This is a genomic window from Pseudomonas sp. ENNP23 (genome assembly GCF_001728945.1).
GTDB classification, from domain to species: Bacteria; Pseudomonadota; Gammaproteobacteria; order Pseudomonadales; family Pseudomonadaceae; genus Metapseudomonas; species Metapseudomonas otitidis.
The window spans coordinates 77,965-95,760 of sequence record NZ_LYSP01000016.1; the positions used below are offsets into that span (position 1 = coordinate 77,965).

The window sequence follows — 17,796 nt, forward strand, 5'->3', positions numbered from 1 at the left end:
CCAAGGCCGGGCGGAAGCATCCAGCCTCCGCACTGTGCGCCAGTGGTATGGCGCCGTTGTGTTTTCAGGCGAACCGTTGCGCCGGATCGTGAGTCCAACCCAGCGGACCCGACAGGAGACCACCATGGACACCACGCCCCACACCCTCGCCACCCTGTTCGAACAACTCGGGCTGGACGCCAGTCGGCCGGCCATCGAGGCCTTCATCGCGGGCCATCGCCTGGAGAAGGGTCGGAAGATCCATGAAGCGCCGTTCTGGAACGAGGCCCAGCGTGACTTCCTGCGCAGCGCCCTCGGCCAGGATGCGGACTGGGCAGTGAAGGTGGATGAGCTGGCCGTGCGCCTCAGCGCCTAGCGCCGGGATCATCGATGGGGCTGATGGCGACCATCAGCCCCTTTCAGTTCTGCGCCTGGGAGCGCAGCGGCATCATGCCTCGGGTCGGGCACCTGCCACGCTGAAACGAGGATCGAGCCATGTCCTTCCCCCATGCCTGCAGCGACAACAGCTACCTGGTCACCCACGTGACCCAGGACGAGTTCCGCCTGCACTTCGAGACCGAAGTGGCGCTGTGCCGTGAGGACGGCACCTTCGAGATGCTCCAGGTGAGCACACCCGTCGCCGAGCGTCGCGCATTGCGCCAACTGATACGCGGCGAGGCGGCCTGATAGGGCCACCTCGCCGTCGGGTCAGGCCTTGACCTGGGTGGGGAACGGCAGCTTGCGCAGGCGCACGCCGGTGGCGGCGTAGAGCGCATTGGCCACTGCCGGCGCCAGGGGCGGCACCCCCGGCTCGCCGACGCCGGTGGGCTTCTCCGCGGAGGGCAGGATGTGCACCTCCACCACCGGCATCTCGTTCATCCGCAGCACCTGGTAGTCGTGGAAGTTGGATTGCTCCACGCGCCCTTCCTTCAGGGTGATGGCGCCGTGCAGGGCAGCCGCCAGTCCGAAGCCGATGCCGCCCTCCATCTGCGCCTTGATCACGTCCGGGTTGATGGCCAGGCCGCAATCCACTGCGCAGACCACCCGATCCACCCGGAAGCTGCCATCAGCCTTGACCGTCACCTCCGCCACCTGGGCCACGTAGCTGCCGAAGGATTCGTGCACGGCAATTCCACGGCCACGCTTCTCGCCCTCCGCGCCCGGTTTGAGCGGCTTGGACCAGCCGGCCTTGTCGGCGACCAGTTCCAGCACGCCCCGGTGACGCGGGTGCTTCTCCAGCAGCCCGTGGCGGAAGGCATACGGGTCCTTGCCGGCGGTGGTGGCGGCTTCGTCCACCAGCACTTCGGCGGCGAAACCGGTGTGGGTGTGGCCCACCGAGCGCCACCACTGCACGGGGACGCCGATGTCGCTGGGGGTGCTCAGCTCCACCTGCAGATTGGGGATGGCGTAGGACAGGTTGGCGAGGCCCTCCACCGAGGTCTGGTCGACGCCGTCCTTGATCATCACCGCTTCGAAGCCGGTGCCCTTGATGATGGATTGCCCGACGATGCGGTGATGCCAGGCGGTCAGCCGGCCTTCGGCATCCAGCGCAAGGCGCGCGCGGTGCAGATAGGCCGGGCGGTAGTAGCCGCCACGGGTGTCGTCCTCACGGGTCCAGACCAGCTTGACCGGTGCCTTCACGCCCTTGTCCCAGGCGGCCTTGGCGATGGCCACGGCTTCCAGCGGGTAGTCCGACACCGGGTTGGCACGGCGGCCGAAGCTGCCACCGGCATAGAGCTGGGTGATGGTGACCTTCTCCGGGACGATGCCGAGCAAGCGTGCCACCGAGGCCTGGTCACCGGTCTGCCACTGCTCGCCGTTCCACAGTTCGCAGGCGCCCTCGGAGAGGCGCACCAGGCAGTTCATCGGCTCCATGGCCGAGTGGGCCAGGTAGGGGAATTCGAACTCCGCCTCGATGCGCTGGTGGGCCTTGGCGAGGACCGGCTCCACGTCGCCTTGGCGGGTGGCGACGGTGCCCGGCTGGGCGGCGGCGTCACGGTAGCGGGCGAAGATTTCCTCGCTGCCAAGGGTGAAGGCACGCTGCTCGTCCCACTCCACCGTCAGGGCATCCCGGCCGCTGCGGGCAGCCCAGGTGTTGTGCGCCAGCACGGCGACGCCGGCACGGCCGTGGGGCAGGTCGCGGAATTCCACCACCTCCACCACGCCCGGCACGGCCTTGGCGCGGGTGGCGTCGACCTTGGCCGGCACCGCACCGAAGCGCGGCGGGTAGGCCACCACGGCCACCAGCATGCCGGGCAGCTTGAAATCCTGGGTGAACACGGCGCGGCCGTCGGTCTTGTCGGGGCTGTCCTTGCGCGGCACGGCCTGGCCGATGAGGCGGAAGTCCTTCGGGGCCTTGAGGGGGACGCTGGCCGGTACGCTTTCACGGGCGGCGGCCTCGGCCAGTTCGCCGAAGCCGGCCTTGCGACCGCTGGCGGCATGGCTGATGACGCCCTGCTCGACGCGCAGGGAATCAGCCGGCACCTGCCATTGCCGTGCGGCGGCGGCCACCAGCATGGCGCGGGCGGTGGCACCGGCCTTGCGCATCTGCTCGTAGGCGTTGGCGATGGAGCTGCTGCCGCCGGTGCCCTGGAACGGTCCGAACGCCAGGTTGTTGTAGCGCTTGGCGTCGGCAGGCGCGCCCTCCACCACGACCCGGCTCCAGTCCGCGTCCAGTTCCTCGGCCACCAGGGTGGCGAGGCCGGTGTAGGCGCCCTGCCCCATCTCCACATGCTTGGCGATCACCGTCACCTGGCCGCTGCTATCAATGCGCACGAACGCATTGGGTTCGAAGCTGCCGTTGCCGGCCAGCAGTTCGGCGGCGTCCAGCAGGGGCGAGAACAGCACCCCCAGGGCCAGCCCGCCACTGCCGCGCAGGAAGGTGCGGCGGCTGACGTTGAAGATGCCGGTCTCCGGCGCTGCGTCCTGCTCGAAGGTGCTCATGGCGTCGCTCCTCATGCCAGCTGCCCGGCAGCTTCGTGAATGGCCGCGCGGATGCGCACGTAGGTGGCGCAGCGGCAGATGTTGCCGCTCATGGCGGCATCGATGTCGGCATCGCTGGGCTTAGGGTTGCCACTGAGTAGCGCGGTGGCCGCCATGATCTGCCCGGACTGGCAGTAGCCGCACTGCACCACGTCGAGCTTGCGCCAGGCGGCCTGGACGGCGCGGCCGACGTCGTTCTCGGCCACCGCTTCGATGGTGGTGACCTTTCGCCCCACCACGCTGGAAACGGGGGTGACGCAGGCGCGCGTGGGCTGGCCGTCGACGTGCACGGTGCAAGCGCCGCACAGCGACATGCCGCAGCCGTATTTGGTACCGGTCATGCCGGCCACGTCTCGCAGGGCCCACAGCAAGGGCATGTCGGGCGCTACGTCGAGCGCGGTGTCCTGGCCATTCAGGTTGAGGGTAATCATCGGTTGGCCCACCTTTTCGGGATCGGGTTGGTCGTCATCGGCCGCACGCGGCCTGGCTGGTTTTCTTCAGACTAGAAGGCCGCCGCCGGCCCCGGTTTCAGGGCGACGAAGCAGCGGCCGGTTCAGGCGCTCTGCCGCAGGCGGGCGATATCGCGCTGGGGCGGCGCGCCGAACAGCCGGCTGTATTCGCGGCTGAACTGCGAGGGGCTCTCGTAGCCGACGCGGCCGCCGGCGGTGGCGGCGTCCAGGGCTTCGCTGAGCATCAGCCGCCGCGCTTCCTGCAGGCGCAACTGTTTCTGGAACTGCAGCGGACTGAGGGCGGTGACTGCCTTGAAATGGTGATGCAGCGCCGAACTGCTCATGTTCACCTCGCTGGCCAGGGCCTCGATGGACAGCGGCCGGTGGTAATGGGCCTTCAACCATGCCACCGCGCGGGCGATGCGCTGGGCCTTGCTGCCGGCGCAGGCGATCTGCCGCAACTGCGCGCTGCGCTCGCCCATCAGCAGGCGGTAGACGATCTCGCGCTTGATCAGCGGTGCCAGCACGGGGATGTCGGCCGGGGTGTCCAGCAGGCCCACCAGACGGATCAGCGCGTCCTGCAGGCCACCGTCCAGGCTGCACACCGAGATGCCCCGGGCAGACGCCGACAGCGGCGGCGGCTCGGTGATCTGCAGCAGCATCTCGCTGATGGCAGCGGGCTCCAGGTCCAGGCGCATGCTGAGGTAAGGCACCTCGGGCGTGGCTTCGAGCACCTGGCCGATCACCGGCAGGTCGAGGGAGACGACCAGGTACTGGGACGGGCCGTAGCGGTAACACTCGCCGTTGAGCTGAGCCTGCTTGCTGCCCTGCACCACCACGCCCAGGGCGGGTTCGTAGAGGCAATGCAGCGGTTCGCTGGGGGTGCTGGCACGAAACAGCCAGAGCCCGGGGATGGCCGTGGCGCTGCCGCCCTCCTCCCTGGCGAATCGTTCAATCAACTGGGCGAACCGGCCCTGAGCTCCGAGGGGCGCGGCGGAAACAGGGTCGGCGTTGGAGAGGGATGAGTTCATGGTTGGGGCTTCTCCCGGCAAGGCTTCCGACTCTAACCGCGCGGAAAACCGGCGTCTCGCACGCGAAGAGAAACAGGCAGGATCGTGCAAGAATCCGGCAGGAATCGACTACCCGGGCAAGGAGGTGGGACGGCAGACTGCAGTCCTGGCTGAAACCACCGCCACCCACAACGCAATCCGGCGCACGAGGCGCCGGATCGAAGAGGTCGCAGGGAACAGGTCAGTCAGCGACGCGCATCGCCACCCGTCCGCCGGGCGGGCAGGTTTCCATGTAGCGGCTGGCTTCGATGAAGTCCTCGAATTCGAAGACCCGGTCGATGCTCGGTTTGAGCAGGTGGTCGCGGGTGAGCTGGTTGATGTGCTCCAGGGCGCGGCGGACGGCCGCCTCATCACGCTCCAGGCCCGACTCGGGATCACCGCCGGTGAAATCCATGACGCAATGACGGAAGAACTGCAGGTGCTTCTTGAACGCCGCGCAGGCCGGAAAGGCCGCATCGTTGCCACCGTTCAGACCATAGAGGATCAGCTTGCCGCGCTGGGCGGCGACATCCCCCAGCAGCTTCATCTGCGGGCCGGCACACTGGTCGAGGATCACCTCGACACCCTGGCCATCGGTGAAGCGCTCGACCTCCAGCACCAGGTCCTGCTCTTCGGTGACGATGATCTTGTCGGCCCCCAGTTCCTTGAGGAACGGGCGACTCTCGGGGTAGCTGGTGGAGGCGATGACCACCGCCCCCAGCGCCTTGGCCAGTTGCACGGTCTGCGGCGCCAGGCAATGGCCGGCCTCGGTGACCAGCACACGCTGGCCGGGCTTGAGCCGGGCCAGGTCCATCAGCGCGAAGTAGCCCATCAGCAAGGGGGTGTAGTGCACCGCGGCCTCGATCGGGGTGAGCACGTCGTCCGGGTAGCGCGTCAGGGCGCTGCGCGGCAGAAGAATCCGGTCGCCCCAGGTGGGGTAGCGGTTGGGGGTACTGGCGGGAAAGCTGGCCACGGCCACGCCGGGCTCGAGGTCATCGACCCCCTCGCCCACGGCCTCGACCACGCCGGCCATCTCGAACCCGACACCCGACGGCAGGCGTGCCGACTCGGAGGCCAGGTTCTGACGCCAGAGCACGTCTTTCCAGCTGACGCCGATGGCACGGGTGCGCACCAGAACCTCGCCGTGCCCGGGCACCGGGGTGGGGAGCTCTTCCAGCTTGAGCACGTCGGCCTCGCCGAACTGATGGAAACGGATCATGCGGGACATCACGCACCTCGCCTGTGACTCTTTACATGGCCACGGACTCTATCCGGGCTTTGTCCACAAAACCACCCGTAGCGATCAATAGTCGTCATAAACGGTGATGATGCGGGCGCTTGACGGCGCCTGCGCGGAGCCTCATTTTTCACCCACTTTTTCCGGAAGCCCATGCATGAACAGGAACGACCTGCGCAAAGTCGACCTCAACCTGCTGATCGTCTTCGAGACGCTCATGCACGAGCGCAGCGTGACCCGCGCGGCGGAAAAGCTGTTCCTCGGCCAGCCCGCCATCAGCGCGGCCCTGGCCCGCCTGCGGTCGCTGTTCGACGACCCGCTGTTCGTGCGCACCGGGCGCAGCATGGAGCCCTCGGCGCGGGCGGTGGAGATCTTCTCCCTGCTGACCCCGGCGCTGGACTCCATCTCCACCGCCATCAGCCGCGCTGCCGATTTCGACCCGGCCACCAGCAACGCGGTGTTCCGCATCGGCCTGTCGGACGACGTGGAGTTCGGCCTGCTCCCCGCCCTGCTCCACCGCCTGCGCGCCGAGGCCCCGGGCGTGGTGCTGGTGGTGCGCCGCACCAACTACCTGGTGATGTCCAACCTGCTCGCCTCCGGGGAGATTTCCGTGGGCGTCAGCTACACGGAAGAACTGCCGGCCAACGCCAAGCGCAAGACTATCCGCCGCGCCCGCTCCAAGCTGCTGCGGGCCGACTCGGTCCCCGGCCTGCTGAGCCTGGAGGATTACTGCTCGCGCCCCCACGCCCTGGTGTCCTACGCGGGCGATCTCAGCGGCTTCGTCGACGAGGAGCTGGCCAAGCTCGGCCGCAGTCGCCGGGTAGTGCTGGCAGTGCCGCAGTTCAACGGCCTGGGGGCCCTGCTGGCTGGCACCGACATGGTCGCCGTGGTGCCGGACTACACCGCCGCCGTGCTCACCGCAGCCGGCGGCCTGCGGGTGGAGGACCCGCCCTACGGCACCCGCACCTTCGAGCTGTCCATGGCCTGGCGCGGCGCCCAGGACAACGACCCGGCGGAACGCTGGCTGCGTTCACGCATTCAGATGTACTGCGGCGACCCCGACAGCCTGACCTGAACTGCGCACCGCAAGGAAACCGCCATGCTGGATACCCCGACCCTCGCCCTCCACACCCACCGACGCTTTGCACAGTCGGCCGACGCGGTCTACAGCGCCTGGCTGAACCCGGCCCTGGCCTGCCGCTTCCTGTTCGCCACACCGGGGGGCGAGATGCGCATCGTCGACCTCGATCCCCGCCCGGGCGGCCACCTGCTGATGGTGGAGCTGCGTAACGGCGAGAAGGTCGAGCACGTCGGCGAATACCTCGAACTGGTCCGCCCCCAGCGGCTGTCCTTCACCTTCGGCATCGGCCGGGACAGCACCGAGCGCGACCGCGTCGACGTGGACATCAGCGCCCTGGACGACGGCTGCGAGCTGCAACTGACCCATCACCTGGACACCCGCTGGAGCGAACAGGCCGACAACGCCCGCGCCGGCTGGGAGGCCATGCTGGCGCACCTGGCGGCGGCACTGGAATCGGTGAAACCTCACACCACCTGATAGACCACCCGGTTCGCCTCGCTGGGCACCGGCACCTCCCACTTGAACAGCATCCGCGCGATGTCCTGGTTGCGCAGGCTGCTGTCGCGCTGGCGGTTGCGCCGTAGAATCTCCGCCTCCGGCTGCTCCAGGTAGACCAGCTCCACCCGCGCGTCATAGGCGTAGAGCAGGTCCAGGGTCTTCTTGCGCATCTGTGCCGACAGGTGCGTGGCATTCCACACGAAAGGCCGCCGCGCCCGCAGCAGCGCCCGTGCCTGGTCGATGGCGTAGTGCGCAGCGGCCCCTTCGTTCTGGCCGTGGCGCAGGCCCAGCGCCTCGCGGGCGTCGTCGAAGGACACCACCGGCAGGTCGGGTCGGTGGTGCGCCTGCCAGGTGTTCTTGCCGCTGGCCGGCAGGCCGGCCAGCACCACCACTTCGGAGCCTTCCACGGCCCGGTGCAGCGGGTAGTCCGGCAACACGCGCGCACCGCGGAAGTACTGCACCCGGGTGTGCTCGTCGACGAAGTTCCTGGGCGCGTGCAGGCAGCCCTCCTCCTCCGCCAGTTGTTCGAACAGGTCGATCTCGTCCAGCACCGCCTGCTTGCCGTCGAAGCCACGCCCCAGCATGTCCGCCCGCGCCACTGCGCAGAGCATCCACAGCGGCAGCTCCCAGGACAGCCGGTGCAGGGTGAACTCCACCGGGCGCCCGCTGCGGTCGCTGCTGAGGGCGAAGAACGGCAACTGGTGCACGGCAATGATCCGGCAGATGCGCTCGCGCAGCTCGAACGGCACGCCGGCGCGCCACAGCAGGATGCGCGCATCGATGGCACCGCGCCGGGAATGGCCCGGCTGGCCGATGCGTCCGGTGCTTTCGTCGACCACCGTGGTGTCCGGCTTGGCGATGTCGTGCAGCAGCGCAGCGAAGAACAGCACGAAGCGCGCATCCGTATCGGCGGCGGCATAGGCCGACTGGTGCAGCAGCGCGTCCACCACCATCCGGGTATGGACCCAGACGTCGCCCTCGGCGTGGTAGAGCGGGTCCTGCGGGGTATCGGCCAGCCGCCCGAGGGACGGGATGGCCGCCAGGCAGGCGGCGAAGTCCGCCGCCTGGCCGGGGTTGGGCACCAGGGCCCTGAGGGTTGCCATGTCCATGGTCTTCAGTCTCCTTGGGCAGCCAGGCTGACCCAGGTCACCACCGGCTGCGGGGCGTAGAGGTCAACGCCCGGCGCCAGCAGGTTGGGAATGTACGGCTGCCGTGAATGGTGCAGGCCGCTGTCGAGGATCGCCTGGACGAAGTCCGGGCGGACCCACTTGGCGCGGCCCAGGGTGTGTCGGGCGTCCTCGATCTTCAGGTACAGCCCCTCCATGTGCTCGGAGTGGTCGCCGTTGGCCAGCGCCCGGGCCAGGTCCAGCCCTTCGCGCCGTACGGTGCGCTCGAAGCTGGCGCGCCAGTCGGGCGAACGCGCCAGAGAGGGGCCGACCAGCCGCAGCAGGTCGTCCAGCCGGGGTGGCGGCGGGCCCTCATGGAGCACCGGCACCGACAGCACCGGGCCGCCCGCCAGCAGCGCATGCCGCGCACGGGTGGACAGGAAGGCCTGCTCGGTGCGGTCCCAGATGTCGAACTCGAGGAACAGGTGCGGCAGCCGGTCGTAGAACACCGAATGCAGCTTGCTGCACACCTCGCCGAACATCACGTAGCGGTCTTCCAGGCGCTCCAGCAGCCAGGCTTCGTGGGCGCAGGCCCATTGCTTGAACTGGCCGAACTGGCGCTCGCGGCTGCCGCCGATCAGGTAATGCCCACGGGATTGCAGCAACAGCTCGCCGCCGGGCGAGAAGCTGATGGCGGCGTTGGCGCCGTCGAGTTTTTCCTCCACCACCAGGTGGCAGCCGGCCAGGTCACGGTAGGCGAGCTGGTCGGCATCGCTGTCGCCGAGCTGCAGCCGCGACGACTCCAGGTGAGGCGTGCGCGGGTACTTGAACAAGTCGAGGTTGAGCGTCGAAACGCGGACGTGGTCCGTCATGGTCTTCTCCTTCTTGAAACAGGGAAAACCGACGACGTGATGCAGCGGGATCAGTGAGCGTGCGAATGCACGGCCAGCAACAAGGCTTGTCGAACCGTCGTCGGTGTCAGGCGAGTTGGCTGGCGCGGGGCATTGGCTTCACCACTTGAGGGAAGGGGGTGGATCGGAAAGGCGCGCATTGGACCGCCACGCCACCCGGCCTGTCAAGGCCGTGAGCGTGATGCACCGCACACCGGGTTGCCCGGAGCCGAGCCCGATGGCACTCTGCGGTCCTTTTTCACACTCCGGAAAGCCTCCATGGATCGGATCGAAGCGGCGCTCACCACCATCAAGTCCCTGCTGCTGGGGGACGAGACCATCCTCCAGAGTTCGCACCAGCTGCGCCTTCACGCACTGAAGCACCGCCGCGAGGTGGTGGTCGCCACCAACATGCGGCTGATCATCTTCCGCCGCCGGCTGATCGGCGGTTACCGCATGCACGACATCCGCTGGCAGGACCTGCAGGACGCCGCCATCGACGAGAACCTGCTGCAGGACCTGTTCGGCGCCGAACTGCGGTTGCGCCTCTACAACGGCCTGCTGATCCGCATCAACGGCCTGGAAGTGGTCAGCGCGCGGGCCCTGTACGTGTACTGCCAGCAGCAGGAACAGGAGTGGCGCGAGAGGAACCGCATCCGCGGCATGGAAGAGCGCGGGCTCGGCTTCACCCGCTTCGACACCCTCTTCGACCCGTCCGCGCCGGGCGCCAGCAAGCGCACCACGCAGTCGAGCTCCAGCGTCTCCTACAGCGGCGACAGCGACAGCACCACGACCCCGATCTTCAACGCCGAAGTGACGGGCGACATCGGCGCCCTCCAGGGGCTGTCCAAGCTGGTCAACCCGCAAACCGCCTTCGCCAGCGCCGACAAGCTGGCCAAGGCCATGGCCGATGCCAAGCAGCAGTTCGAGTCGGGCAAGCTCTCGAAGGCCGAGTACCAGAGCCTGAAAATGAAGATCCTCAGCGACCTATGACCCCTTTCTTGCGGCGGCCGCACTGGCCGCCGAGCCATCACCCGATCACTTTGAATACGCACACCAGTGCGCCGATCAGCACACACAGACCGACCGCGCAGACCAGCGCGCTCTCCCAGCCATCGTCCAACCAGTGGCCCCTGGGGTAGCGCCCCAGGGTGCCCAGGCGCAGGACGACGCGACCGACGCTGAACAGCACCCAGCGCAGCAGCACCTCCGCCACCAGTTCGCCCAGCAGGCGGCCGACCACGCCCAGGAAGCTGTCCATGACTAGTAGACGGGGCGACTGCCGAGGGCGAAGTCCACGGCCAGTTCACGGTCGTAGCGGGTGGCCCGCGCGTTCAGGTGTTCCCAGCTCAGCGTGCCGAAGTGCAGGTAGAGCCGCCCGCCTCGGCTGTCCGCCGAGAGCAGCGCCACCTGGCCCGCCTCGCGGCTGCCGTCGGTGGCCTTCAGGTCCAGGCGGTACTGACCCAGCAGTTGGCCGTAACGGTCGACGTGATCGAGGGAGATAACGCCCAGGTGCCAGCCGCTGAGCAGCAGGTAACTGTCGCCAAGGCAGGCCACCTGGCGTATGGCGGCGTCGGGCTGATACCACCAGCCCTGGCCCGCCAGCTCGTTGTTGTAGCCGGCCGGGCTGGGGCGCACGCTGACGGCACCACAGCCGGCCGGGCGCCCGGCGAACAGAGCCGGGTCCACCAGGGTGGCGGGCTGCAGTTCATGCAGGTTCAACGGTGTCTCCGGGTAGCCCCAGGGGAGATTGATGCGCGGCGGCGGAACCAGCACCTTCTGCAGGAAGCTGGCGGCAGGCGCATTCCGCAACTCGGGGTACCCGTCGGGCGCCTGGCCGATCACCGGCCGGCCGTCGCCGACCCAGGCCTGGCGATTGCCCAGGCGCAGGTCCTCGGCCTGATCGAGCACCTCCACATCGCTGCGCCAGGCGGCTGGTTCGGAATCCGCAATGAGGCTGACACGCTCAGTGACCACATAGCGCGAGGGCTCACCGGCCCAGGGCACGGAGCGCCTCGCGCCCCGTGGCAGGGCCTGGTAGGTACGGCCGTCCGCGTGCACGGTGCGATACCCGGCGGCCAGCAGCGGGGCAACCGTGACCTCGGCGAAGCGAGCCGGGCCCTCCCGCAGCAGCGTGATCTCCGCTGCCGGGCGGGTGGCGGAAATGACCTGGGCAGCCGGCTGGTCGCGGGTTACCCAGTACAACGGCACACCGACGGCAATGACCACACCCAGGCCCGCCAGCAGGCGCAGGGCGAACACGTCGCCGCTCTCGCGCATGGCCAGCAGGATACGCACCATGTAGTGCAGCCCCACCAGGGGCGGCCATACGAGCAAGGCCGACAGCCCGGCCGGCATGGCCCCGAGAAGGAGCCCCATGGAGAGCGGCAGGAAGGCCAGCTCACCGGCCAGCAGCAGGCAGAAAGCGAACAGGTTGGCCAGCCCGCCCGCCTCCTCGGGCTCGATGAACAGCGTCCACACCAGGCCGGCCATGCCCAGCCAGGCGCCGGTGGTCAGCAGCAGTCCGACGCTCGACCCGCCCGGTATCAGCAGGCACAGCAGGGCGAACGGCAGGGCCGCCAGCACCCCGAAGACATAGCAGGCACGGCGCAACGCCGGCCAGTTGCGGCGCAGGAAGGGCTCAGGAGCAGCCGCCCCGAAGGTGGGTGGTGGAGTGTGCATGGGGTCGTCCGTGAACGCGCGGGCAGGCGATCCGCTCGCCTATTCGCCGATGTCCTCGTTCCAGAGTTCAGGGCGGGCGGCGATGAAGTCTTCCATCAACTGGATACAGGTGGCGTCCTGCAGCACCTCGACCTCGACCCCGCGCGAGCGCAACAGCGCCTCTTCACCGAGGAAGGTGTGGTTTTCGCCGACGATCACCTTGGGAATGCCGTAAAGAAGGATGGCGCCACTGCACATGGCACACGGCGACAGCGTGGTGTACAGCACGCACTCGCGGTAAATACTGGCGCTCTGCCGGCCGGCGTTCTCGAAGGCGTCCATCTCGCCGTGGCGGATGGCGCTGCCCTGTTGCACACGGCGGTTGTGGCCACGGCCGATGATGCGGCCGCGGTGCACGATCACCGAACCGATCGGGATGCCCCCTTCGGCGAGCCCCTGGCGGGCTTCGTCGATGGCGTCCTGCATGAATTCGTCCATGAGCGCTCCTGCGTACGCGGTGGAAACTGGGTCTCTCGGCCTGCGCGGTCGCCGGCCGCGCAGACCCTAGGTGACGAACGGCGAGCTGTCCACCCTCGCCTGCCCGAGCTGTGAATCAGCGCTCGCGCAAAGCCTCGGCGCGGGCACGGATGATCGGCTTGAGCAGGTAGCTGAGGATGCTCTTCTTGCCGGTCATGATGTCCACCGAAGCGACCATGCCGGGGATGATCAGCAACGGTTTCTCGTCGCTGCCCAGGTGGCTCTTGCGGGTGCGCAGCTTGATCAGATAGAAGCTGTTGCCGTCCTCGTCGGTGATGGTGTCCGCCCCGATCTGCTCCAGATCGGCCTGCAGCCCGCCGTAGATGGTGTAGTCGTAGGCGGTGAACTTCACCATGGCCTTCTGTCCGGGGTGGAGGAAGGCGATGTCCTGGGGCCGGATGCGTGCCTCCACCAGCAGGGTGTCGTCCAGCGGCACGATCTCCACCAGGTCGCTGCCCGGCTGGATCACCCCGCCGATGGTATTCACCAGCAGCTGCTTGACGATGCCGCGCACGGGCGATGTGACCAGGGTGCGGTTGACCCGGTCCTCCAGCGCCTTGCCGGTGGCCTTGGCCTTGTTCAGGTCGGTGCGCGCCTCGTTGAGCTGGGTGAGCGCCTCGCTGCGGAAGCGCGAGCGGGTCTCGGCGATCTTCTGCTCGACTTCCTTGATGGCCGATTCGGCCCGGGGAATGGCCAGGTTGGTGGCCTCCAACTGGCCGCGCACTTCCACTTCGGAGCGTTTCAGGCGCAGGACCTCCACCTTGGAGATGGCCCCTTCCGCCACCAGCGGCTCGGAGATGGCGATCTCCTGGCGCAACAACTGCAGACTGTTGCGGTACTGGCCCTGCTTGGAGACGAACTCGCGCTGCTCCTGCTGCTTCTGCACCAGTTGCTGCTCCAGCCCGGCCACCTCGTTCTTGAGCTGCTGCCGGCGGCTGCGGAACAACGCCTCTTCGCTCTCGGCCTGGCCAGGGGCCTTCTGCCGCAGCTCATCGGGGATGACCAGCTCGCGGTCGTCCACCTCGGCGCTCAGGCGCTCGACGCGCAGGGCCATGGCCACGCGGTCGGCCTCCGTCTCGCCGACGTTGGACTGGAAGCGCGTGGCATCCAGGCGCAGCAGCGGGTCACCCACCTCCACCACCTGGCCTTCGTGGACGAACAGCTCGGAGATGATGCCGCCCTCGAGGTTGGAGATCTTCTGCAGCTTGGACGACGGGATCGCCTTGCCTTCACCCCGGGTCACCTCGTCGATCTCGGCGAAATGCGCCCACAGGCCAAGGAACAGGGTGAAGCCGATCAGCGTCCAGATGGTCAGGCGCACCACCCGGGGCGCGTCCTCCACCAGGGCCTTGCTGACTTCCGGCAATGGCTGGTCGGCCAGGCTCTCCTGACCCTTGAAGTAGCCAAGCAGGCCTTCGCCCATCGACTTACGCGACACTGATCTGCCCCTTCTTCAGCGCTTCCATCACGGCATCCTTCGGACCGTCGGCGATGATCTGCCCCTTGTCCACGATCACCAGGCGGTCCACCAGGGACAGCATGGAAGCGCGGTGGGTGACCAGCAGCACGGTCTTGTTGGCGACCACGGCCGCCAGGCGCTGTTTCAGGCGTTCTTCGCCGGTGTTGTCCATGGAACTGGTGGGCTCGTCGAGCAGCAGGATCGGAGGATCAAGCAACAGCGCACGGGCCAGGGCGACGTTCTGCCGCTGGCCGCCGGAGAGGTTCTGGCCGCGCTCGCCCACCTGCAGCTCGTAGCCCTGGGGGTGCAGCCGGGCGAACTCGTGTACGCCGGACAGCTCGGCAGCCTGCAGCACGGCCTCATCCTCGACGTAGCGGGCGCCGGACACCAGGTTGTCACGCAGGGTACCGGCCAGCAGCTGGATGTCCTGGGGCACGTAGCCGATGTTGTGGCGCAGGTCGCTGACGTCCAACTGGCGCACGTCCACACCATCCACCAGCAGGCTGCCGGAATCAGCCTGGTAGAGCCCGACGATCAACTTGGCGAGGGAGCTTTTGCCCGAGCCGCTGCGACCGACGATGCCGACCTTCTCGCCGGGACGGATGATCAGATTGATGGCGTTCAGCGCCGGGTTCTGCTGGTTCGGGTAGGTGAAGGAGACCTGGCGGAACTCGATGGCACCCTGCAGGCCCTGGCGGGTCAGCGGCCGCTCGTCTTCGTGGCGCTCCTGGGGCAGCGCCATCATCTGGTTGACCGAGATCATGGTCAGCCGCGCCTGCTGGTAACGGGTGATCAGACCGGAGAGCTGGGTCATCGGACCCAGGGCGCGGCCGTTGAGCATGTAGCAGGCGATCAGGCCACCCATGCTGAGGTCACCGGCGATGATCATGTAGACCCCGGCGACGATCATCACCACCCCGGCCAGTTGCTGGATCATCAGGGTCAGGTTCAGCGACAGACTGGAGAGCATCTTCACCCGCAGTTCGAGGCGGCCCAGGGTGCCGATGGTCTGCTCCCAGAGGTACTGGCGCTCGCTCTCGGCGTTGTTCACCTTCACCGCGTCAAGACCGGCCAGGGTCTCGATCAGGCTCGACTGGCGCTCGGCGGACAGCGCCATGGTGCGATCCATGGTCTCCACCAGAGGCTTCTGCAACAGCCAGCCGAGGGTACCGGCGAGCACGAAGGCCACCAGCGGCACCCACACCAGGTGCCCACCGAGGATGCCGATCACCAGCAGGATCAGCACCGTGAACGGCAGGTCGATCACGCTGGTCATGGTCAGCGAAGCGAGGAAGTCCCGCAGCGTCTGGAACTCATGGATGTTCTGGGCAAAGCTGCCGACCCGCGCGGGTCGGTGCTTCATGGCCATGCCGACGATGCGCTCGAACAGCGTGGCGGAAATGATCATGTCGGTCTTCTTGCCCGCCAGGTCCAGGCACAGGCCGCGCATGGTCTTGAGCAGCAGGTCGAAGACGTAGGCGCCGGAAATGCCCACGGCCAGCACCCACAGGGTGGCGGCGGCCTGGTTGGGCACCACGCGGTCGTACACGTTCATCACGAACAGCGGTGCGCCGAGACCGATCAGGTTGATCAGCAGGCTGGCCGCCACCGCGTCGACGTAGAGCCAGCGGGAGCGCTTGAGAGTGTCGCGAAACCAGTGCTTGACCCGGGGGATCAGCGTGCCGTGGTTGAGGTCGAACTTGTGCCGAGGCTGGGCGAAGAAGGCCTGGCCGGCGTAGTCCTCGGCCAGGGTCTCGCGGGGGACGCGCACCTCACCGCCGTCGCTCTCGCTCAGCAGCAGGCGTGCATCGCCGTTGGCCTCCCAGCCCAGCAGCACGGCGCAGCGGCCCTCCCTGAGGATCAACATCGCCGGCAGTGCAATGGTCGGGATCTGCTCCAGCTTGCGTTGCAGCAGGCGCCCCTGCAGGCCGGCCCGGGCGGCCGCACGGGGCAGCAGTTCGGGGGTCAGGCGCTGACCGGGCAGCGGCAGCCCCGCCGTGAGCATGGCCCGGCTGGCCGGGCGCTGGTGCTGCAGGCAGAGGCTGAGGAGGCTGTCGAGCAGGGGATCATCGAGCTGTCCGCGTGGATCGTTGGTGAAGGGCAATCGACTGGCTTCTTGATCCACGCTGGAACACTCTTTTCAACGGTACGGGGGTTGGGCGCTGCTCAGTTGAGGCCCGGCAGGTTCACTTCGGGCTTCAGCTCACTCTGAACGACGCTCGCCATGGGCGCGACGACACCCTGGCTCTTGAGCAGCTCGCCCATGGTGGCTTTGATCCGGTACTGAGTAAACAGCTCAAGGTAGCGAATCTCGGCCAGGCGACGGGACGCGGTGAACAGCTCGTTCTCGCTGTCCAGCAGGTCCAGCAGGGTGCGTTCGCCGATGCTGAACTGCTTCTGGTAGGACTCGCGCACGCGGCTGCTGTAGTCCACGTACTGCTGGGCGATGGGCAACTGCTCGCGGGCGTTGGCCAGGGCGTTCCAGGACAGGCCCAGGTCTTCGTTGAGCACGCGCAGGGCGTTGTTGCGGATGTCCAGGGCCTGGTTCACCTGATAGGACTTGGACTCCAGGTCAGCCTTGTTGCTGCCGCCGGCGAACAGGTTGTAGCGCATGCGCAGCATGGCCTGCCATTCGTTGACGTGACCGTTCTGGCCGTCCAGGTCGTTATCGGCGCCACGGCGCAGCTCGGCGTCGAAGCGCGGGTAGAAGGTGGACTTGGCGGCGTCGTACTGCTTCTCCGCAGCGGCCACGTCGGACTCGGCCGAACGCAGGATCGGGCTGTTTTCCAGCAGGGCACGGCGGGCCTCCGCCAAGTCGGTGGGCAGTTGGCCCGGCAGGCCGGACGGCTCGGTCAGTTCGAGCGGATCAGTGCCCACCACGCTGAAGTAGTTGGTGCGGGCGTCGGCCAGGTTGGTCTGCTCGGTGATCAGGTTGTTGCGGGCCTGGGCCAGGCGCGCCTCGGCCTGGTCCTGGTCGGCCAGGCGCCCTACCCCACGGGTGCTGCGCAGGGTGATCTGGTCATAGATGCGCTGGTGGCTCTTCAGGTTCTCCTCGGCCAGGCGGACCATCTCCTGGCGCTTGATCACTTCGATGTACACCTGCGCCACGTCCAGCGCGGTGCGCTCGGAGGTGCCCAGCAAGGAATAGGCGCGGGAGTTCACCGTAGCCTGCTGGCGCGCCACTTCGTTGGAGGTGGCGAAGCCGTCGAACACCATCTGTTGCAGGCTCAGCGCCGACTCACCACGGGTCATGGTCTTCCAGTGGTCACCCTGGCCACGGGTGGTGGTGTTGTCACTGCCTTCACGGCCGTAGCCGGCCACCAGGTCGACGCGCGGCAGGTAGCCGCCCTTCGCAGCCTTCAACTGGTAGTCAGCCGACAGACGGGCATTCACCCCGGCCTGGACTTCCGGGTGGTACTCGATCGCACGCTGCATGGCCTCCTGCAGGGTCTGCGCATGCAGGGGGAAGCTGGCGACAAGAGCAAGGGGCAAGGCAGTAGCGAAGCGCAGACGCATGAAAGGCATCCTTTTCAGAGATTCGATGGGTTTCTGTCCGGGCAAGATTCCGTCAGGGGATTGGCGTCAACTTTGCTCAAACAGCGAGCAGAAATCCGTGACCCAAGTCAGTCCTGATCCTTCTGTCAGAACTATCCTAATTAGCTGCGAATATCAAAGTGACATTACGTAGGCAATTGTTTAGGATGGCAGTCAATTGGTCAATACTTTGGCATATGCTCAATAGCTAACGAGAATAAGCCAAATTACTGACGCCAACTTTCCAACACCACCGAATCATTGAAGGAATGCAGCGCCGATCCACCTCTGGAACGACTCGGCGCCGCAAGCTGAAGCCAAACCAGGAGATTCA

Annotated in this window: 17 protein-coding genes; 5 read left to right on the plus strand and 12 right to left on the minus strand. The window is 67.4% G+C overall.

Annotated elements, in window-relative coordinates:
• Window positions 1-124 precede the first annotated feature (124 nt).
• Both A9G05_RS11495 and ptrC read left to right on the plus strand, forming a co-directional pair.
• Window positions 125-355, plus strand: coding sequence for a DUF2789 domain-containing protein (locus A9G05_RS11495; protein ID WP_069561099.1), 231 nt, complete (start codon window positions 125-127; stop codon window positions 353-355).
• 119 nt (window positions 356-474) lie between these two features.
• On the plus strand, window positions 475-666 hold the full coding sequence (gene ptrC / locus A9G05_RS11500; RefSeq protein WP_069561100.1) for a type III secretion system co-regulatory protein PtrC: 192 nt from the start codon (window positions 475-477) through the stop codon (window positions 664-666).
• 21 nt (window positions 667-687) lie between these two features.
• Here ptrC and A9G05_RS11505 read toward each other — a convergent pair whose 3' ends face one another.
• The 4 genes from A9G05_RS11505 to A9G05_RS11520 all read right to left on the minus strand — a co-directional run bounded on the left by A9G05_RS11505 (window position 688) and on the right by A9G05_RS11520 (window position 5,687).
• Window positions 688-2,922, minus strand: coding sequence for a xanthine dehydrogenase family protein molybdopterin-binding subunit (locus tag A9G05_RS11505; RefSeq protein WP_069561101.1), 2,235 nt, complete (start codon window positions 2,920-2,922; stop codon window positions 688-690).
• 11 nt (window positions 2,923-2,933) lie between these two features.
• Window positions 2,934-3,392 (minus strand): (2Fe-2S)-binding protein, encoded by a 459-nt coding sequence (locus A9G05_RS11510; protein ID WP_069561102.1) that lies wholly within the window; start codon window positions 3,390-3,392, stop codon window positions 2,934-2,936.
• Window positions 3,393-3,514: 122 nt separating this feature from the next.
• Entirely contained in the window at window positions 3,515-4,441 is a 927-nt protein-coding gene (locus A9G05_RS11515; protein ID WP_083265593.1) for an AraC family transcriptional regulator, read from the minus strand.
• Between the two features lie 220 nt (window positions 4,442-4,661).
• On the minus strand, window positions 4,662-5,687 hold the full coding sequence (locus A9G05_RS11520; RefSeq protein WP_069561103.1) for a zinc-dependent alcohol dehydrogenase family protein: 1,026 nt from the start codon (window positions 5,685-5,687) through the stop codon (window positions 4,662-4,664).
• A gap of 166 nt (window positions 5,688-5,853) precedes the next feature.
• Between A9G05_RS11520 and A9G05_RS11525 the strand changes: the two genes are divergently transcribed.
• Window positions 5,854-6,771 (plus strand): LysR family transcriptional regulator, encoded by a 918-nt coding sequence (locus A9G05_RS11525; protein ID WP_069561104.1) that lies wholly within the window; start codon window positions 5,854-5,856, stop codon window positions 6,769-6,771.
• A 24-nt stretch (window positions 6,772-6,795) separates the two neighbouring features.
• Window positions 6,796-7,254 (plus strand): SRPBCC domain-containing protein, encoded by a 459-nt coding sequence (locus A9G05_RS11530; RefSeq protein WP_083265594.1) that lies wholly within the window; start codon window positions 6,796-6,798, stop codon window positions 7,252-7,254.
• Here A9G05_RS11530 and A9G05_RS11535 read toward each other — a convergent pair.
• The gene (locus tag A9G05_RS11535) at window positions 7,242-8,384 is read right to left on the minus strand and encodes an AAA family ATPase (protein WP_069561105.1); all 1,143 of its coding nucleotides are present in this window, start codon (window positions 8,382-8,384) and stop codon (window positions 7,242-7,244) included. The genes A9G05_RS11530 and A9G05_RS11535 overlap by 13 nt on opposite strands.
• Before the next feature lie 5 nt (window positions 8,385-8,389).
• Window positions 8,390-9,253, minus strand: a complete 864-nt coding sequence (locus A9G05_RS11540) for an RNA ligase family protein (protein ID WP_069561106.1) — start codon at window positions 9,251-9,253, stop codon at window positions 8,390-8,392.
• Window positions 9,254-9,550: 297 nt separating this feature from the next.
• On the opposite strand from A9G05_RS11540, the gene A9G05_RS11545 reads away from it, so the two are divergent.
• A complete protein-coding gene (locus A9G05_RS11545) occupies window positions 9,551-10,264 on the plus strand; it encodes a PH domain-containing protein (RefSeq protein ID WP_069561107.1) in 714 nt (237 codons plus the stop codon).
• A 37-nt stretch (window positions 10,265-10,301) separates the two neighbouring features.
• Here A9G05_RS11545 and A9G05_RS11550 read toward each other — a convergent pair whose 3' ends face one another.
• From A9G05_RS11550 to A9G05_RS11575, 6 genes are all read right to left on the minus strand, one after another.
• Window positions 10,302-10,532, minus strand: coding sequence for a hypothetical protein (locus tag A9G05_RS11550; protein ID WP_069561108.1), 231 nt, complete (start codon window positions 10,530-10,532; stop codon window positions 10,302-10,304).
• 2 nt (window positions 10,533-10,534) lie between these two features.
• Window positions 10,535-11,953: a hypothetical protein gene (locus A9G05_RS11555; RefSeq protein ID WP_069561109.1), complete on the minus strand. Its 1,419-nt coding sequence runs from the start codon at window positions 11,951-11,953 to the stop codon at window positions 10,535-10,537.
• A gap of 39 nt (window positions 11,954-11,992) precedes the next feature.
• Window positions 11,993-12,430 (minus strand): nucleoside deaminase, encoded by a 438-nt coding sequence (locus A9G05_RS11560; protein ID WP_069561110.1) that lies wholly within the window; start codon window positions 12,428-12,430, stop codon window positions 11,993-11,995.
• 115 nt (window positions 12,431-12,545) lie between these two features.
• Entirely contained in the window at window positions 12,546-13,892 is a 1,347-nt protein-coding gene (locus A9G05_RS11565; RefSeq protein WP_069561111.1) for an HlyD family type I secretion periplasmic adaptor subunit, read from the minus strand.
• Window positions 13,893-13,896: 4 nt separating this feature from the next.
• Window positions 13,897-16,053, minus strand: coding sequence for a type I secretion system permease/ATPase (locus A9G05_RS11570; RefSeq protein WP_069561112.1), 2,157 nt, complete (start codon window positions 16,051-16,053; stop codon window positions 13,897-13,899).
• Window positions 16,054-16,094: 41 nt separating this feature from the next.
• Entirely contained in the window at window positions 16,095-17,444 is a 1,350-nt protein-coding gene (locus tag A9G05_RS11575) for a TolC family outer membrane protein (protein WP_069561113.1), read from the minus strand.
• Between the last annotated feature and the right edge of the window lie 352 nt (window positions 17,445-17,796).

Coding starts and splice junctions, on each gene's coding strand:
- A9G05_RS11510 (WP_069561102.1), bottom strand. CDS start 3,392: ATGATTACCCTCAACCTGAATGGCCAGGACACCGCGCTCGACGTAGCG.
- A9G05_RS11530 (WP_083265594.1), top strand. CDS start 6,796: ATGCTGGATACCCCGACCCTCGCCCTCCACACCCACCGACGCTTTGCA.
- A9G05_RS11565 (WP_069561111.1), bottom strand. CDS start 13,892: ATGGGCGAAGGCCTGCTTGGCTACTTCAAGGGTCAGGAGAGCCTGGCC.
- A9G05_RS11520 (WP_069561103.1), bottom strand. CDS start 5,687: ATGTCCCGCATGATCCGTTTCCATCAGTTCGGCGAGGCCGACGTGCTC.
- A9G05_RS11495 (WP_069561099.1), top strand. CDS start 125: ATGGACACCACGCCCCACACCCTCGCCACCCTGTTCGAACAACTCGGG.
- A9G05_RS11535 (WP_069561105.1), bottom strand. CDS start 8,384: ATGGACATGGCAACCCTCAGGGCCCTGGTGCCCAACCCCGGCCAGGCG.
- A9G05_RS11555 (WP_069561109.1), bottom strand. CDS start 11,953: ATGCACACTCCACCACCCACCTTCGGGGCGGCTGCTCCTGAGCCCTTC.
- A9G05_RS11505 (WP_069561101.1), bottom strand. CDS start 2,922: ATGAGCACCTTCGAGCAGGACGCAGCGCCGGAGACCGGCATCTTCAAC.
- A9G05_RS11545 (WP_069561107.1), top strand. CDS start 9,551: ATGGATCGGATCGAAGCGGCGCTCACCACCATCAAGTCCCTGCTGCTG.
- A9G05_RS11515 (WP_083265593.1), bottom strand. CDS start 4,441: ATGAACTCATCCCTCTCCAACGCCGACCCTGTTTCCGCCGCGCCCCTC.
- A9G05_RS11560 (WP_069561110.1), bottom strand. CDS start 12,430: ATGGACGAATTCATGCAGGACGCCATCGACGAAGCCCGCCAGGGGCTC.
- A9G05_RS11540 (WP_069561106.1), bottom strand. CDS start 9,253: ATGACGGACCACGTCCGCGTTTCGACGCTCAACCTCGACTTGTTCAAG.
- A9G05_RS11525 (WP_069561104.1), top strand. CDS start 5,854: ATGAACAGGAACGACCTGCGCAAAGTCGACCTCAACCTGCTGATCGTC.
- A9G05_RS11575 (WP_069561113.1), bottom strand. CDS start 17,444: ATGCGTCTGCGCTTCGCTACTGCCTTGCCCCTTGCTCTTGTCGCCAGC.
- A9G05_RS11550 (WP_069561108.1), bottom strand. CDS start 10,532: ATGGACAGCTTCCTGGGCGTGGTCGGCCGCCTGCTGGGCGAACTGGTG.
- ptrC (WP_069561100.1), top strand. CDS start 475: ATGTCCTTCCCCCATGCCTGCAGCGACAACAGCTACCTGGTCACCCAC.